The organism is Halapricum salinum, from assembly GCF_004799665.1.
Taxonomy (GTDB): Archaea; Halobacteriota; Halobacteria; order Halobacteriales; family Haloarculaceae; genus Halapricum; species Halapricum salinum.
Window position 1 is genome coordinate 1626859 of the sequence record NZ_CP031310.1, and the last position, 16386, is coordinate 1643244.

The window sequence follows — 16386 nt, forward strand, 5'->3', positions numbered from 1 at the left end:
GGGCGGTCACCTTTTTGCGTGTCGGGCGGAGATATAGGCTCGATGCAGCTACGGGACGACCGTCGCGGGCAGGCGATCCAGATCGGAGCCGTGCTGTTGCTCGGCGCGGTAGTGCTGACGTTTTCGGTCTACCAGGCGACGGTCGTCCCCCAACAGAACAGCGAGATCGAGTTCAAACACAGTCAGACCGTCCAGGACCAGCTGTCCGACGTGCGCAACGCGATCGTCTCGACCGGTCAGATCGGTGACGGGCGGTCGGTGTCGGTGACGCTGGGGACCAACTACCCCTCACGGACCATCGCGCTGAATCCGCCGCCGCCAGTGGGATCGCTGGGGACGGTCGGCTCGACGAACGAGTCGGTCAACGTGACGGTCGCCAACGCGGAGGCGAGCGGCGAGACAGGCGATTTCTGGACTGGCGCGAATCGATCCTACAACACGGGTGCGCTCGTCTACCGCCCGGGGTACAATGAGTATCAGGGCGCGCCAGTAACGTGGTACGAGAACTCGGTATTGTTCAATCAGTTCCGGAGTGCGAACCTGACGGTGTCCGACCAGCGGTTGCTCGACGGGGATCGGATCTCGCTGGTGACGCTGAACGGGAGTTACTACGCGAGTCAATCCGAGAGCGTGTCACTGGACCTTCGCGGGGTCAGCACGTCGAGTCGGACGGTGTCGGTCACGAACGCGACGGCGGATTCGAACGTGACGATCACGCTGCCGACGCGGCTGACCCGGAGTGACTGGCTCGAATTACTCGACGGCGAGGACCACGTCGCGAACGTGACGACGACGGCGATTCCCGACGCGGAGTACGACCTGGTCCACGTCGTGCTCGAACGGGACGTGACCTACGAACTGCAGGTGACGCGCGTCGGGATCGGGACGGAGGTCGTCCGACCCGAACCACGATATCTGACGAGCCGTTCGGGGTCGACACCGACTGTTCCCGAGGGCGGGCAAGTCGACTTCACGGTCGAAGTCCGGGACGCGCTGGACAATCCGAACTCGGACGTTCGGGTGATCGCCGGGACGCGCTGGGACAACTCCTCGGTGTCGCCGACCAACACTACCAGCGACGGCGACGGGACGGTGACGCTGACGTATCAGTCTCCGCCGAATATCTCGAACGCCCCACAGCGAACCGACTACGTGCAGGTGAGCCTCAACACCTCTCTTTCGAGTGCCGTCAACAGTTCGACGTTCAACGGCTCGACGGCGGTCAACGTCACCCTGCCGGTGCGCGTCGACAACAGCGACGGGAGCGGGCTGGCCGGCGATAGCGAGGCCTTCGACGTCTACTGGACGGATCCGACACAGTCGGGTGTGACCTGCCAGCAAGCCAACGATCCCGACAGCGTCTGTACCGTCAACGCCAGCGAGACGACGAGCGTCACCCTGACCAGCGACACGGGGCCGACTGCCGACAGAGCGCAGATCGAGTACGCAGTCAACAACCGGACCGTGGGATCGGTGACGCCGAGTTCCGACACGACCGACGGGAACGGGCAGGCGTCGACGGTCTTCACGCCGAAAGCAAACGGGACCGTGACCGTCTACGCCAGCGGTGGCGGTAGCGGCGACCGGTTGGAGTTGGTGGTCGAGAACGTCACGACTGGCGGTGGCGGCTTCGAGTTCGTCCGTGCGACGTCGATGCCGGCCTACGGCGTCAGCCAGGAGCAGAACGTCACGCTCGTCCCGAGTTCGGACATCCCCGCGAGCGAGTCGGTGTACGTCAACCTCAGCGACCCACAGCAGACCGGGCCGACGCAGGTCGACTACAACGGACCGAACGCCGTCCTCGTTCGTGACGGCGGCGGCGCGGCGACGATCGGGAACACCAATACCTGGAACAACGAGGACAACGCGATAGTTCGCGTCGATTTCAGTGCGAACCTGACCGCCGGCACACCGATCGAACTCAGGCTCACGGGGATCGGTGTCGGCAAGCCGGGCGTCCAGACTGATCCCTACGATGTCGTGATCAACCGGACCGACGCGGCCTCGACGAACGCTTCGTTCGTCGTCGCGCCGGACGCCGGAACCTCGCGGCTGTCGAGCGTCTCCGCGACGAACCTGACGGCCGACAGTAGCGGCCAGGCCCAGACGGTCTCGTTCACGCCACAGACGCGCTTGCCGGCCGGCGAGGTCGTCGTCGTCGAATTGTCCGATCCTCAATCGGCAGTCGATTACTCGAACGCCGGCAGGTCGTTCGCGTCCGGGAGCGACGTGACCACGGGATCGCTGTCGTTCGAACAGCAGACGGTGACGAACACGACGCTGGTCTACACGGCTCCGTCGGGTGGTGTCAGTGCCGGCGACACCGTGGCGATCGATCTCACGAGCGTCTCGACGGCCAGCGGTTCGACGGGGAGCTACACCGTCGCGTTCAGTCGTGGCGACGCGGACGTGCGCGGGGCGACGTACGACGTAGTTACGCCACCCGGATTCGCGGTGACGATCGATAGCACCAACAGTCCCGTCACTGAGGGAGAGACTGTCCAGGTGGACGCGACGATCGACAACACTGGTAACGCCGGAGACACCCAGACCATCGAGTTGTACTACGACGACACCGGTGACGGGACTGCGAACACGCTGGCTGACAGCCAGCAGGTGACGCTCGCCCCCGGGGCTTCTCAGTCGACAACACTCCAATGGACGACGGCGACTGGCGACGCGGGTGACGTCGCCGTTCGTGTCGCGAGCGCCGACAACGCCGACACGTCGACGGTCACGGTCCAGCAGACCCTCCAGCCCGACGCCGTCCAGCGAAGCAACACCGTCCTCGAGTTCACGTTCGACAACACCGGCTCCCAGCAGGTGACGATCGAGCAGTTCGCCGTCGACGCGACGGCGATCACTCCCGGAAATACCATCAACAACGGCAACTCCCTGGAAGTCGAGATCCGCGGCGGGCAACAGGACGGCGAGGCCGGCCGGAACTCCAACCCCAAGGACTTCCTGGCCGACGGGACGCGATACGATCTCCAGACCGACAGCAACGGAAATACCGCGGGGCAGTACGCCGTTCTCAATTCGGGCGATCGACCGACGGTGGACATGCGTGCCTTCGCCCAGCGCCTTGACAACGGTGGCACCAATCCATTGCAGTTCACGAACTCGGCGGCTGACGCCGACGTCGTCGTGACGTTCGTGCTGAGTGACGGGACCGAGCAGGTGTTTTACCTCGAACAGCAATGACTTGCCACTCTCTGGAACCGGGACCGTCCGACCGCGCCCAGTCCGAAGTGGTGGGTGTCACCTTGCTCGTGGGCGTGTTCGCCCTGTTTGCGATCATCGTCGGCGTCGTCGTCATCGGGAGCGTCAGCGACCAGGCCGACGACGGGCCGTTAGTCGAGATCAACGTCTCGGCGACCTACACCGATCTCGTGCTGGTCCACGAAGGCGGCGACAATCTCGACGCGAGCGCGGTGACGGTGATCGTCCGCCAGGACGGCGAGGAGTGGCGCTACGGTCTCGACTCGTTCGCCGAGATCAGCGGGACCGATCCGTCACAGTTCGCCGGTGGGGAACGCTGGAACCGGAGTCACGACCTCGCGGTCGATCAGGCACGACTCTCGATCACCCACGGGCCCTCGAACACCGTCCTCTACGACGAACGGCTGGCGGTCCCGCCCGAGACGAACGAGCGACCGACGGCCCGCTTCGACTATGCGCCCTCGAAACCGGGAACGGGCGAGCAGGTCACCTTCGACGCGAGCGCGTCGAGCGATCCCGATGGTACGGTCGCGAACTACACCTGGACGTTCGGTGACGGGACCACGACCGAAACGGCCGATCCCGTGGTGAATCACACCTACCTCTCGCCCGGGGAGTACGAGGCGCGGGTGCGCGTGACCGACGACGACGGCGCGACCCGGACGAAAACGAAGACGCTGCTGGTCAACAGTCCGCCGAGCGCAGCCGTGACGGTCGACTGTACCGAGCAGGACTGTACGTTCAACGCGGGCGGGTCGACCGACGACGGGGCGATCGCCAACTACACCTGGGACTTCGGTGACGGGACGACGACCGAGACGACCGATCCCGTGGTCGAGCACACCTATCCCGACGGTGGGAGCTACGACCTCACGCTGACGGTCACCGACGAGTTCGGGGCGACGGATACGGCCACTTCGACTATCGAGATCAACGACCCGCCGACGGCGGCGTTCACGTACACGCCCGACCAGCCACAGGCGGGCGAACAGATCATCTTCGACGCCAGCGCGTCGAGCGACCCCAACGGCGCGATCGCCAGTTATGAGTGGGACTTCGACGGCGACGGCGCGACCGACGCAACCGGCGAGACCGTCACCCACATCTACAGCGACGGCGGGCAGTACACGGCCACGCTGACCGTGACCGACGACGACGGCGTGACGACTGCGACGAGCGAGACGCTGACCGTCTACGCGCCGCCGGTGGCGACGTTCACGACGACTCGCGACGGGAACGAGGTGATCGTCAACGCCAGTGACTCGTTCGATCCCGACGGTGGAAACCTGACTTATCGCTGGTACACCGACGGTCTGTTCGGCCCGGTCTTCCTCGAGGAGACGACCGATCCGGTAACGAGATTCGACATCGTCGGTGAGAACGGCCAGTCGACGATCGAACTCGAAGTCGAAGACGACGACGGACAGACCGAGACGACCACGCAGACGGTCGACTATCAGGTCGAGGTGTCGAGTCCCGGCTTCGGAGCGGCGGTCGTGGTCGTGGCCGTCCTGGTCGGCGGCTGGCTCAGGCGTCGTCGAGGCGAGTGAGCAGGGCGTCGGCGTCCGTCCGGGCCGCCGAGAGCAACGCGTCGACGCGCGTCTGGATATCTGGGAATCGGCGGACAACCAGCAGGTACACCCCCAGCAGGACGAGGACGACGAGTGTCTGGGCGAAGACGTACTCGGCGAAGTAAAACGAGACTAGCGCCGGTCGATCGACGCCGAACAGGGGTGTGACCAGCACCTTCGTCCCGGCGAAGACCTCGCTGGGGATCGACCCGCCGACGACGACCGTCCGCAGGAGGTTCAGCGCGTAGATCAGTGCGCCGACGCCGACCGCGCCCCGTATTCGCGCTCTCAGTGACCGGCCGCCGATAGCGAACAGGCCAGCGAACAGCGCGATCGCGCCGAAGCCCGTACACGCCGAGACGATGTTGTAGACGATCCAGGGATGACTCTCGAAGATGATCGCAGTCGCTGGGCCCGCCGACCCCGCGACGATCACCGGCTCGAACCCGAGCGTCGAGAGCAGGACGGCGGTGTGGGTCGTGACCGTCTGGACGACGAGCATGAAGACGGGGTCGAGAAACTGGTAGGGGACGAACAGCAACCCCATGACCGTGAAGACGGTCGTCAGGCTGGCGTGTGGCTCGATTCGGTCGGCCGAGAGTCGGATACCGTAGCCCGAGAGGGCGGCGGTGACGAGGCTGACCGACCCGAGGACGTAGCGACTGTCCCCGAGGTACGCGGCGGCCGTGACCGCCCAGAAGCTTGCGAAGGCCGACCAGCCGACGACGGCACACGCCCGCGCGAACTCGGCGTAGTCCAACCGACGGGCCAGCACCGACACCGACAGCGCTGCCACGCTGGCGAGAAAGACGAGATCCATCGCCGAAACCGGGCGTATCAGTGTCACATTCCGTGGTGCGCGAGGGCCACACATCAATGTTGCTCGATCGGGTGATTTAGCCGTCCCCGACTCGAACGCCGACCCATGTCCACTGTTACTGTCTGGAACGAGTACGTCCACGAGAAAGAAGACGAGCAGGTCGCCGAGTTGTACCCCGACGGTATTCACGAACACGTCGCCAGCGTGCTGGCCGAGGCGGGCCACGACACTCACACGGCGACCCTACAGGAACCGGAACACGGTCTGACCGAGGACGTCCTTGAAGAGACGGATGTCCTGTTCTGGTGGGGCCACATCGCCCACGACGAGGTCCAGGACGAGATCGCCGAGCGCGTCGCTCGGCACGTCCGCGAGGGAATGGGTCTCGTGGTGCTGCACTCGGGTCATCACTCGAAACCGTTCCGAAAGCTCCTGGGCATGCCCGCCGACCTCACCTATCGGGAGGCCGAAGAGCGCGAACGCGTGCACGTGATCGATCCCGGCCACCCCATCACGAACGGCCTGCCCGAGACCTTCGTCGTGCCCGAAGCCGAGATGTACGGTGAGCCCTTCACCGTGCCCGAGCCCGATCGACTCGTGTTCGTCTCCTGGTTCGAGGGCGGCGAGGTGTTCCGCTCGGGGTGTTGTTACCGCCGTGGGAACGGGAAGATCTTCTACTTCCGGCCTGGACACGAAACGTACCCAGTCTACCATCAGGACGAGATTCAGACCGTGCTGCGGAACGCTGCCGAGTGGGCCGCGCCTGTGGAGGGGAGTCCGTATCCGACAGAGTGTCGGAACGTGGGTGAGCCCGCCGAGGAGATCGACGGCTACGATCCCTAGGAATCGATTTTCGCCGTTTTCCTCTCAGCTCGCTGGCTAGGATTCGGAGACTATGACACCAACGAGCAGGGAAAACCCTCGCCTCGCTGGCTAGGAACTGTCTCGGGAACCGGAGATGACAAGCAGGGAAAGCCCTCGCCTCGCTCGGGGCCGCTGAGATGGATATTCTCGCTTCGCTCGAATAGGGCCACCTCAGCGACTCCCCTACGGCCCCAGCGAGACTCGCCCTTTCATCCGCCAGGCATCTACCGCAACGGCACCCGCACAGCAAGCCTGCCCTTCCCCGAGTCGACCGATGAAACGGTCTCCCGGCCACAGTGGGGCGGTCAGGAAGCGTGTGACGGCGCAAATCGCGCCGTCACCGGGGAGGTGTGGGGTCGCAATATGGCGGTTGCATTCCCTGGTGGATGAAAGGGCGAGACTTGGCTCGGCGGTTCCCGGACGAAGTAAGCACCGGAGCGAAGCGAGGAGCGCAGCGAGTGTCACGCGAGCGATAGCGAGCGTGACCTCGAAAGACGAGCGTAGCGAGTCTTTCGGTGCCCGGAGCCCCGACGAGTCGAGGGCTTTCCCTGCTCGTTGTATCCTCCAGGCACACCGTACCCTAGTGAGTATCCCTATACGGAAGCGGCCCCAAAGGCGAGGGCTTTCGAGGAGATGTCGTTTCCAGCAGTTACAGTTCAGACGGGTTGTCTAGTTCGTCCGGGTCGACAACCTTCTTCCCAGCTTCCTGCGGAACGACCACCTGATCGGCGTCTTCCCACTCCCGATCCAGTTCCCGACCCTCGAACAGTCGGTCCAGAAACACTGCCAGCGCGGCAATCTCCGAGTGGGGCTGGTTCGTCACACCCACGTTGAAATCCGCGTGCTCGTACACCTCGAAAGGGATCTTCTCGGCACCCACGACCACGAGCAGCGCCCCCTCTCGATGTGCGGCTCGAATCTCGTCTTCGACCTTCTGGACGGGCTCGCCATACATCGTCAGGTGGACGATCGGGCCGTCCCACGAGCGAATCCGGCCCATCACTTCGTCCGTGACTTCGACCTCGAAGGGGCCGCCGAAGCGATCGGTGATGTCCGTCACAGTCTCCTTGCGGCCCGACGCGACGTCCTCCAGCACGAGCTTGTCGGCCCCCAGTGCCCGCGCGGTGAGCCCGACGTGGGTCGTCATCCGTTCGTCCCGGCCCGGCCGGTGGCCAAGCCGGAGGACGACGACCTCGGGTTCCTCTTGCATACTCGATTCCACATCCCGTGCGGGTTAGCCGCTTTCGGATCGCCAACCGTCCAGTCGCTCCCTACAGCGCGTCGTCGATGGCCTGGGCGACCGTGTCGTAGCCGTAACCCTGGACCATGGATCCGTCGACGAAGATCGTCGGCGTCGAGTCGACGTCGAGACTCCGGCCGTACCCCCTGTCTGCCACCACCGTCGCGTCGTACTCCTCTTCGACAGCCGCCGTCCGAACGGTTTCGGGGTCGGCACCGACCTGCTCGGCCAGCGTCTCGTAGAGGTCGGGACCGAGATCGTTCTGGTTTGCGTACAGCGCCGTGGAGTACTCCCAGTAGGCCTCTACACCCACGGTGTCCTGAACGGCACGGGCGGCGTTGGGCGCACGCCAGGACTCGTCGCTCAGCGGGAGGGGGAAGTCGTGGTGTTCGTAGCGGATCGTCCCGGGTTCGATGTACTCGGTCAGCAGCTCCGGGAACGTCTCGGTGACGTAGCTGGCACAGTGGCCACAGACGTAGTCTTCGAAGGCCATCACGGTCACGTCGGCGTCGGGGTCGCCGAGTACCGGCGTCGGGAGCGTCTCGACGTCAGGTGGGACCGTCGTCTTGTCGACGTCCGTGCCGCCCAGGTTCCCACAGCCGGCCAGTCCGATCGCGCCCGCGACCGCCGTCCCGGCCAGGAACCGCCGTCGTGTCGATCTGCCTGTCGCCTCGTAGTCTCTCATACGTGCCCGTGGGTTTCGGAACTGGATAAACGAACCGTTCGTTCTCAGGGGCTGACCGCCGCTGTCGCCCCGCAGTCGACCCCGTTCGCACACAGCCACGCCCGAACGTCGTACCCGCCTGCCGGCGGTTGACTCCAGGTGACCGACTCGACCAGCCGCTCGTCGGGAGCCAGCCTCTCCGTCCGCAACGCCTGGGTGAACATCCGCCCCTCGCTGTAGCGCCAGATCTCCTGGCTGCCGTGTTCGGCAACGGCTTCGATCGTCTGTCCGTCCGAGAACGTCAGCTCGACCGGCTCCGAACCTGTGTTCGTCGCCGTGAGCGTGATCGAGAGCTCCCCGTCGGCCTGCTCGACCGAGAGCGTACAGTCCAGCGTCATATCCCGACTTCGGCGGGTCGCCACCTCAGGGTTGGGATGGTAAGGACCAAATCCGCCAGCCCAGTAGGAAGGGTGTGCAGATCGTCGGCTACGACACGGGCGTCCCCGACGGCGGACCCGCACTCGTCCTGGCCAGCGACGGCACTCTCCAGCGGGAACCCCTGACGCCGGGGACCGACCTCGCGCTCACGTTGGGCGAGCGCCACTGTGCCGGGACGATCGACTACTCGGGAGCGAGCGAACGGACGGCGGCCCCCGACGGCGCCCGCCATCTCGCCTGCGATCGCTCCACGGCACCGTACTGTGACCAGCACACCGACCGCTGGCCCTGTGCGCGGTGTACCGGAAATTGCGATCTCCCACTCGAAAGCTGTCGGGAGGACCACGCGATCTACCTGGCAGCGTTCGCGCCGGCGACGTTCAAGGTCGGCGTCACCCGGTCGTGGCGACTCGACACCCGACTGCGCGAGCAGGGGGCCGACCGGGCAGCCCACCTCCGAACCGTCGCCGACGGCCGTGTCGCCCGCCAGATCGAGGCCGAGATCGCGACCGATATCGGCGACCGCGTCCGCGTCCCGACGAAGATCGACGGCATCCACGAGCCCGTCGACGAGAGCGCCTGGAGCGACCTCCTCGCCGATTTCGACCCGATCGACACGTTCGAATTCGAGTACGGCTTCGACCTCGCCGAACGCCCGGTCGCCGAGACGCTGGCGACCGGCTCCGTCCGCGGTACGCAGGGCCGAGTGCTCGTGCTCGAGCGCAACGGGAGCACCTACGCCGTGAACATGCGCGATCTGGTGGGCTACGAGGTGTCCCGGGAAGCCTCGTCCCGACAGTTGCAGTCGAGTCTCGGTGCATTCCAGTGATGCCCTAAGACAATCCTTTTCCGGCCGCCACGCGAATCCCGAGCCATGGCAGACGACTCCGAGGAGCAGCCCGAACAGTCCAGTGCCGAGGAAGAAGACGACGTCCCCTCGCCACGGAACACGCCACGCGCATCCGACCCCACCGACGAGGAAGCGGGCGACGATAGCGAGGGCAAGTCCTTCCGCGAGCGCGTCGAGGAGATCCGCCAGGAACGCGCCGAGCAGCGCGAGGAAGGCGAAGAGGGCGAGATGAGCCGCGAAGAGCGCATGAAAGAGATGATGGGCGGCGGTGGCGGCGGCCCCGGCGGCATGGGCGGGGGCAACCCCTTCGCACAGATGATGGGCGGCATGATGGGCGGCGGCGGTCCCGGCGGCATGGGCGGCGGCCCTGGCGGCCCCGGCGGTCGCGGTCGTGAGGAAGAGGAAAGCGGCAACGAAGAGATGGTCCGAGAGATGCGCAAGCTCCGCGACGAGGTCCACGACCTCCGGCGCTCGGTCGACCGGATCGCCGACGCGCTCGAAGACTGACGGCGATCGATCCTAGACGCGTTCTCGATTCTCCTCGAACCACTCCACCGCGAAGTCCACCAGCGACGGCTGATCGAGCACCGTCGCCTCGGCCTCGCCGACGGTCCCTCGCTGCACTCCGACCTCCTCTGTGAAGTCCGCGCCGAGCTCCTCGAAGTCCTCGGTGCTCGTCTCGATATCCGTGTAGGTGAGCATCGTCCGCTCGCCGTCCTGCAGGATCGGGACCGTGTTCTCGGTCCGTTCGGTCGCGATGTCCGCACGATATTCCGCGAGATGTGCCGAGGTGTTCACTTCGTGGCCGACGCCGAGTAACAGGACCGATCCGCCGCGATCGTAGACCTCACGTAGTGGTGAGTTCTCGCCCAGTCCGTCGTCGAAGCTGTGGCCCGAAACGATCGCGTCGGCGTCGGTGCCCCACGCCGCAAACGAGAACACGGGGTGGCGACTCCGGACGGCCTCGGGATACGTGCGGAGACACTCCGGAATCGCGCCGACGCCGTAGCTCGGGGTCACGTCGGGTCGGTAGGCCGGTCGCTCTCTTCTGACAGTCTCGTACCAGTCCTCGGGCACGGGCGGGTTCGACCAGCCGCCGGGATCGGTGTACTGCGCGGTGTGAGTCGGGACGACGACCGACCCCGACTCGGTGACTGTCTGCTGAAGTCCCTCGACGACGGCCTGCGCGCCGCCGACGGTCCAGCCGACCGCAGTCAGCGACGAGTGGACGAGGAGCGTGTCACCGGCTTCGACACCGAGGTCTCGGAGGTCTGCGACGATCTGCTCGGTCGTCACCGGCTCGGCAGTGCGTTCGACGAGTTCTCGGTCGCCCATATTTGTCCCTCACGACCCAGCGACTAAATGCCATCCCAGTCGATCCATTCCTGCTCCCAGCCGGCCCGGGATTCGGCGTGCTTGCGGGCGAACTCCTGATCCTCGCGGTGCATCCGGTTGCGCTCGATCGAGCTCGGCGACTCGCCGTCGACCAGCAGCGGCTGGAAGGCGACCGTTCCGTGGCGCTCGATCGAGCGGTCTTTCGCGACGACCGAGAGGGTCTGCTCGCCGCCACCGAGTGGCAGGACGAGCCGGCCGTCTTCGGCCAGTTGATCGAGCAGTGCCCGCGGCGGTTCGATGGCGGCGGCCTCGACGAGAATGCAGTCGTAGGGGGCGTAGGCGGGGAGGCCGTCGGCCCCGTCACCGCGGTCGACGAGCACCTCCTCGTAGCCCGCCTTCGAGAGGTTCGAGCGCGCCTCGTAGACGAGCCGGCGATCGATGTCGATGGCGTGTGTCTCGGCGGCACCGACGACCTCGGCGACGACAGCCGTAGTGTAGCCCACACCGGAGCCGACGACCAGCGCGCGTTCGTCTGGCTCGGGCGCGAGCGCGTCCAGCAGGCGCGCGGCGGTCGAGGGCGCGAGGACGCGAGTCCCGTGGCTCTCGAACGCTCGGTCGGCGTAGGCACCCTGCTCCGCGTCGACGAACTCGTGACGTGGGACCTCCCGCATCGCCAGCGAGACGCGCTCGTCGGTGAGACAGCCCTTGCTCTCGTGTTCGAGGCTGTCGACCATGTCGCCGCGCAGCACCGCCAGATCCATACCACGATTTTCGGCCCGACGGTAATGAATTGCGCGCCACTACACGCCGGCGAGGAGATAGACCGTTCCGGCGATGGAGACCACGCCGACGCCGAACAGCGCCTTGTTGGCGATCGAGTCGGCCGTCCACAGCGACAGCGAGAACGACCGGTCCGAAAGCGGTTGGAACGGCCTGATTCCCATCGGCGTCAGGAGGTCCCCGACCAGGTGGCCCAGGATCGAGAACGAGAGGCAGCCGCCGACGTACGCCGCCAACGTCAGCGGCGAGTAGGCACCCAGATCCGGGGCCGCCGAGACGATCGGTTCCCGGAAGTAGTAGACGGGGCCGACGACCGCGAGGCCGACCGCCGCCGCGGCCCAGACGGTGTGCGTGATTCCGCGGTGGGCGACGACGGGGAGTTTGATATCGATATCGGGCATCGACGCGGTCAGAAAGACGATCCCGACGCCGACGGCGCCGAGGACGACGCGGCCGCTGGCGGCGAGCGCCGCGAACACGGGCGCAAAGAGGACGAGGTTGACGCCCTGATGGCCGGTTCGGTACACACCTCTCGTTCGGACGCCGGCCGTAAATCCCTGTCTCCACAAGCCTCACGTAGACCCACCGTGAATCCGAGTTCATGGACGTGCCGCGGCACCTGAGCCAGCACGAGCAGGCCACACGCCTGCCACTGGTGACCGACGAGGGGACGGTCACGCTGGTCGAACCGATGGACGAGAGCCGTAACGACGCGGTGCTTTCGGCGATCCGCGAGCGTCTCGATCGCGCGGTTGGAACTCCGAGACTGCTCGACGACGTCGAAAACGGGGCCGACTACCGCTGGGGGAAGCTCTACAGCGAGTTGCGCGAAGCGGGTGTCTCCCGCCGACGGATCGCCGAGATCGAGACGCTGGCCGAGCGCTTCGAACGGCCCTACCCCTCGCTGTTGCGCATGCGCGTCGACGTCGACTCCCGCCTCGATTTCGCGCCCGGGCAGTACGTCACGCTGCGGGCCCACGACACGCCGCGGGCGTACTCGCTGGCCAATTCACCCAGCGAAGACGAACTGGAATTTTGCATTCGCCGGGTGCCCAGCGGCCGACTGACGAGTGATCTGTTCGTCCACAGCGAGGTCGGCGACCGCGTCGTCGTCCGCGGCCCGAACGGCGAGATGGTACTCGACGAACCTTCCGGCGAGGACATGGTGTTCATGGCCACCGGGACCGGTGTCGCCCCATTTAAAAGTATGATCGACTACGTCTTCGAGCAGGGCTGGGACACACATGCGGGCGAGCCGCGCGATATCTGGCTATTCTTGGGGTGTGGCTGGGAGGACGACCTCCCTCACCGCGAGCAGTTTCGGGCCTACGACCGCGAACACGAACACTTCCACTTCGTCCCGACGCTCACCCGCGAACCCCTGCTCACCGACTGGGACGGCGAGACCGACTACGTTCAGCAAGTTCTGCTGGCGTATCTCGACGACGACGCGCTGGCGGCGGCCGACCTGCCGCCGGGGCTGGCCGCCTACCGCGACCTCCAGCCAGCACGTGACATCGACGCCCGGATCGATCCCGGGAACGTCGAACTGTACGCCTGCGGGATCACCGCGATGGTCGGGGTGCTGGTCGACGCGGCTCGCGCGGTTGGGATTCCCGAGGATGCGATGCAGTACGAGGGGTTCGGGTAGCGAGACGCCGAGGGGAGCGAGGCGTCTCGAACACCGAGACGGGAGGAACGACCCGCGGAAGAGTAGCGAGGACGACCGTAGGGAGTCCTCGTACCGCAACGCCACCGCCGGGACGGCTCGTTCCCAGCGCGTCGGAAACAGTGACCCTTATTTATGTAACTCTGTGGTACTAGGAAGTACCAATGAGTGGCAGTGACACAAAAACGGCGTTCACGTTCGTCTGCCCGGAGTGTGCGGAATCACTCGAAGTGAACGCTTCGATGCGGGACGTGCTCGTCGAGAAGGGGTGTGTCGTCTGTTCGGCGGCGGTGACTGCCGACGCGTTCTCCCAAGCGCCAGCGCCGTCGAGCTAGTCCCAGTCGAGCACCGAAACGCGCGCGAAGTCGGTCTCGCGGGGGCGCTTGAAGGACAGGTATTAATGGGCCGCACATGTTCATACGGGCAGATAGATGGGTTTGGATCAGCAGACAGAACTCTCTCGCGACGAGATCGACGCCCTGCTCGGCCGCCACGAGACCGGCGTCCTCTCGCTCGCCCGTGGGGACGAGCCCTACGCCGTCCCGATCTCCTACGGCTACGACGCTGACGACCGGCAGTTGTATCTGCGACTCGTTTCGACGCCCGAGAGCGAGAAACGCCAGTTCGTCCGCTCGGACGCACCGGCACGCCTCGTCGTCTACGAGGAGGGCGACGGGATCTACGAGAGCGTCGTCGCTATCGGGACGCTCGAAGAGATTCCACGAGAGGAACTGACCGTCGAGCACGTCGAACAGTACGGCGACGCCAAACGCCCGCTGTTCGAGATCTGGGGCCAGGCCAAATCGGATCTCGACGTCGAGCTCTATCGCCTCGACCCCGAGACCCTGAGCGGTCACCGTATCTTTCTCGATCGTGACTCCGTCTCACAGTAATCGTCAGCGGTCACACTCAAGTACGCTCGCGGCCAAGTCGCCGACAGCATGGCGTCCGGGATCCGTGCCACGGTCGCGTTTCCGGCCTCGGTCTGTCCGATCGCCGCGTGCGTCCAGGCGGCCGGAACGGCCGTCACGAACGTCGTGACCAGCGTCGCCGGCGAGGCAGGGTGCGTGACGGAGTTCGCGACGGCACAGCCACTCGACGTTGACGACAGCGATGTCGTCTCGGTGTTCTCCCGGGGCTCGACCCACTGGTATCGCTGCCGCCACGGCCACGGCGAGTCGTGTCCGTGCGCACGGCTGGGCCACTTCGAATGCGCCGTCGCCCGCTACGCCGTCCGCGAGGAGACGCTGACGCTCGTCTTCTACGCCAGCGACTACGAACAGCTCCAGACCGTCGTCGGCGACCTCCGCGAACACTTCCCCGATATCGACATCAAGCGCCTCGTCCGCTCGCCGACCGACACCGAAGAGACAGACAGCGTCTACGTCGACCGCGGCAGACTCACCGATCGTCAGCTCGAAACTCTCGAACGAGCCTACGAGATGGGGTACTTCGAGCGACCGCGACGGGCCAACGCGACCGAGATCGCCGCCGCCCTGGAGATCGACCGGTCGACGTTCAGCCAGCACCTGGCGGCCGCGGAGACGAAACTCATCGAAGACGTCCTCGAACGCGGTCCCTAGTCCCTCGTTCGAGGGCGGTATTTAAACCTACCCGCGTATCCGGGTAGTGGGCAGATTGGCCATCCGGGTGTAGGAACGGGTACTGATGCCCTACGCCCCCCAGTCGCTGACGGCGAGTCGTGATTCGACGACCATCGAGGCCGAGCAATCGATCCAGGACGTCCTCGACGCGCTGGACGACCCGGACTGCCGCGCGATTCTCGACGCGACCGGCGACGAGGCGCTGACTGCCGGCGAACTCTCCGAGCAGTGCGAGCTCGCACTCTCGACGGCCTACCGGAAGGTCGACGACCTCACTGACGCCGGCCTCCTCGAAGAACGGACGCGCATTTCGCGGTCGGGATCGCACACCAGCGAGTACGCCCGCCTTGTCGAGGACGTCCACCTCACGCTGGACGACTGTGGACTGTCGCTCTCGCTGTCGAAACGGCGGTCCCAGACGCCCGCGCCGCGCGGGATGATGCCCGCGAATTCCGATTGAGGCTCTCGACACCAGTTTCAACCCCCCGTCCGTCGCCGCGAGTTTTAGGGTCAAGCCACCCCTATGGAGAGACGTGTGTACGCTCGTCTTCGCCTGGCAGGTCTTCGCCGACGCGTCGCTGGTCGCCGCGGCCAACCGTGACGAGGCGTTCGACCGACCGTCGAGACCGCCCGAGACGTTCGGCGACGGGCCGCGGATCCTCGCTCCTCGCGACGAGGACGCGGGTGGGACGTGGATCGGCGTCAACGACCAGGGAGTGTTCGTCGCGATCACGAACCGCTGGACCGGCCAGCAGCGCGTCGGTGATCGCTCTCGCGGCCTGCTGGTCAGAGAGTGTCTCGAACAGGGCAGTGCAGAAGAGGCGGTCAGATACGTCGAGCGCGATCTCGACGAGCGCGTCTACGAGGGGTTCAACCTCGCCGTCGCGGACGCGAACTCGGCGCTCTTTCTGGAGTACGACGAACGGGTCCAGATCCGCAATTTCGATCCCGGTGTCCACGTCGTCGGCAACACTGGTGCGGACGGCCACTACGAGATCCCCGAGGAACCGCCGCGACTCCGAGACGCCGCAGAGCGGCAGGCCGAGAACGTCGACCGCCTGCAGACGGTGCTTCAGCCCGAACCCGGCGAAGACGCGGCGGCCTGGCTCGACCGCGCGGCGGGAACCATCCGCGACCACGAATTCGGCGTCTGTATCCACGGCGACGGCTTCGGGACGCGCTCGTCCTCGCTCGTTTCGATCAGTGCGGACGGGATCGAGTATCGCTACGCCGACGGGCCGCCGTGTGAGACCGACTACAGTCGTGTCGAGAGCGATCTGTGACGGTCGACCGGGACGCCGCCGACCCGGTCGAAAGTCAGGTTTAAGC

Annotated in this window: 18 protein-coding genes; 11 read left to right on the forward strand and 7 right to left on the reverse strand. The window is 65.9% G+C overall.

What is annotated here, in order from left to right:
* The first annotated feature begins 42 nt into the window (after positions 1-42).
* Both DV733_RS08235 and DV733_RS17670 read left to right on the forward strand, forming a co-directional pair.
* Complete coding sequence (locus DV733_RS08235; RefSeq protein WP_049995150.1) at positions 43-3204, forward strand: beta strand repeat-containing protein; 3162 nt, start codon at positions 43-45, stop codon at positions 3202-3204.
* The gene (locus tag DV733_RS17670) at positions 3201-4772 is read left to right on the forward strand and encodes a PKD domain-containing protein (RefSeq protein WP_079979538.1); all 1572 of its coding nucleotides are present in this window, start codon (positions 3201-3203) and stop codon (positions 4770-4772) included. Before DV733_RS08235 ends, DV733_RS17670 begins: the two co-directional genes overlap by 4 nt.
* Here DV733_RS17670 and artA read toward each other — a convergent pair.
* A complete protein-coding gene (gene artA / locus DV733_RS08245; protein WP_161569343.1) occupies positions 4750-5640 on the reverse strand; it encodes an archaeosortase A in 891 nt (296 codons plus the stop codon). The genes DV733_RS17670 and artA overlap by 23 nt on opposite strands.
* A gap of 78 nt (positions 5641-5718) precedes the next feature.
* Between artA and DV733_RS08250 the strand changes: the two genes are divergently transcribed.
* Positions 5719-6456 (forward strand): ThuA domain-containing protein, encoded by a 738-nt coding sequence (locus tag DV733_RS08250; protein WP_049995147.1) that lies wholly within the window; start codon positions 5719-5721, stop codon positions 6454-6456.
* 670 nt (positions 6457-7126) lie between these two features.
* Here the strand turns inward: DV733_RS08250 and DV733_RS08255 are convergent.
* The 3 genes from DV733_RS08255 to DV733_RS08265 form a co-directional block, all read right to left on the reverse strand.
* Entirely contained in the window at positions 7127-7687 is a 561-nt protein-coding gene (locus tag DV733_RS08255) for a tRNA (cytidine(56)-2'-O)-methyltransferase (RefSeq protein ID WP_049995359.1), read from the reverse strand.
* A gap of 61 nt (positions 7688-7748) precedes the next feature.
* Entirely contained in the window at positions 7749-8402 is a 654-nt protein-coding gene (locus DV733_RS08260; protein WP_049995146.1) for a DsbA family protein, read from the reverse strand.
* Between the two features lie 44 nt (positions 8403-8446).
* Positions 8447-8779 carry a BsuPI-related putative proteinase inhibitor gene (locus DV733_RS08265; protein ID WP_049995145.1) on the reverse strand — a complete coding sequence of 111 codons (333 nt, stop codon included), beginning with the start codon at positions 8777-8779 and terminating at the stop codon, positions 8447-8449.
* 74 nt (positions 8780-8853) lie between these two features.
* Here DV733_RS08265 and DV733_RS08270 point away from each other — a divergent pair, with 74 nt between their 5' ends.
* Both DV733_RS08270 and DV733_RS08275 read left to right on the forward strand, forming a co-directional pair.
* Positions 8854-9648 carry a DUF2797 domain-containing protein gene (locus tag DV733_RS08270; protein ID WP_049995144.1) on the forward strand — a complete coding sequence of 265 codons (795 nt, stop codon included), beginning with the start codon at positions 8854-8856 and terminating at the stop codon, positions 9646-9648.
* Positions 9649-9693: 45 nt separating this feature from the next.
* Positions 9694-10176, forward strand: a complete 483-nt coding sequence (locus DV733_RS08275; RefSeq protein WP_049995143.1) for a hypothetical protein — start codon at positions 9694-9696, stop codon at positions 10174-10176.
* A gap of 12 nt (positions 10177-10188) precedes the next feature.
* Here DV733_RS08275 and DV733_RS08280 read toward each other — a convergent pair whose 3' ends face one another.
* From DV733_RS08280 to DV733_RS08290, 3 genes are read right to left on the reverse strand one after another with little or no spacing between them, the layout of a single operon-like run.
* Positions 10189-11004 (reverse strand): aminoglycoside N(3)-acetyltransferase, encoded by an 816-nt coding sequence (locus DV733_RS08280; protein WP_049995142.1) that lies wholly within the window; start codon positions 11002-11004, stop codon positions 10189-10191.
* Positions 11005-11027: 23 nt separating this feature from the next.
* The gene (locus DV733_RS08285) at positions 11028-11765 is read right to left on the reverse strand and encodes a protein-L-isoaspartate O-methyltransferase family protein (RefSeq protein WP_049995141.1); all 738 of its coding nucleotides are present in this window, start codon (positions 11763-11765) and stop codon (positions 11028-11030) included.
* Between the two features lie 39 nt (positions 11766-11804).
* On the reverse strand, positions 11805-12311 hold the full coding sequence (locus DV733_RS08290; protein WP_049995140.1) for a metal-dependent hydrolase: 507 nt from the start codon (positions 12309-12311) through the stop codon (positions 11805-11807).
* Between the two features lie 74 nt (positions 12312-12385).
* Here DV733_RS08290 and DV733_RS08295 point away from each other — a divergent pair, with 74 nt between their 5' ends.
* The 6 genes from DV733_RS08295 to DV733_RS08315 all read left to right on the forward strand — a co-directional run bounded on the left by DV733_RS08295 (position 12386) and on the right by DV733_RS08315 (position 16340).
* Entirely contained in the window at positions 12386-13435 is a 1050-nt protein-coding gene (locus tag DV733_RS08295) for an FAD-binding oxidoreductase (RefSeq protein WP_049995139.1), read from the forward strand.
* A gap of 182 nt (positions 13436-13617) precedes the next feature.
* On the forward strand, positions 13618-13788 hold the full coding sequence (locus DV733_RS17325; protein ID WP_170178698.1) for a DUF7560 family zinc ribbon protein: 171 nt from the start codon (positions 13618-13620) through the stop codon (positions 13786-13788).
* Between the two features lie 96 nt (positions 13789-13884).
* A complete protein-coding gene (locus DV733_RS08300; RefSeq protein ID WP_049995138.1) occupies positions 13885-14346 on the forward strand; it encodes a pyridoxamine 5'-phosphate oxidase family protein in 462 nt (153 codons plus the stop codon).
* 48 nt (positions 14347-14394) lie between these two features.
* Positions 14395-15036 (forward strand): helix-turn-helix domain-containing protein, encoded by a 642-nt coding sequence (locus DV733_RS08305; RefSeq protein WP_049995137.1) that lies wholly within the window; start codon positions 14395-14397, stop codon positions 15034-15036.
* 85 nt (positions 15037-15121) lie between these two features.
* Complete coding sequence (locus tag DV733_RS08310; protein ID WP_049995136.1) at positions 15122-15517, forward strand: winged helix-turn-helix domain-containing protein; 396 nt, start codon at positions 15122-15124, stop codon at positions 15515-15517.
* Positions 15518-15590: 73 nt separating this feature from the next.
* A complete protein-coding gene (locus tag DV733_RS08315) occupies positions 15591-16340 on the forward strand; it encodes an NRDE family protein (protein WP_049995135.1) in 750 nt (249 codons plus the stop codon).
* Positions 16341-16386: the final 46 nt, after the last annotated feature.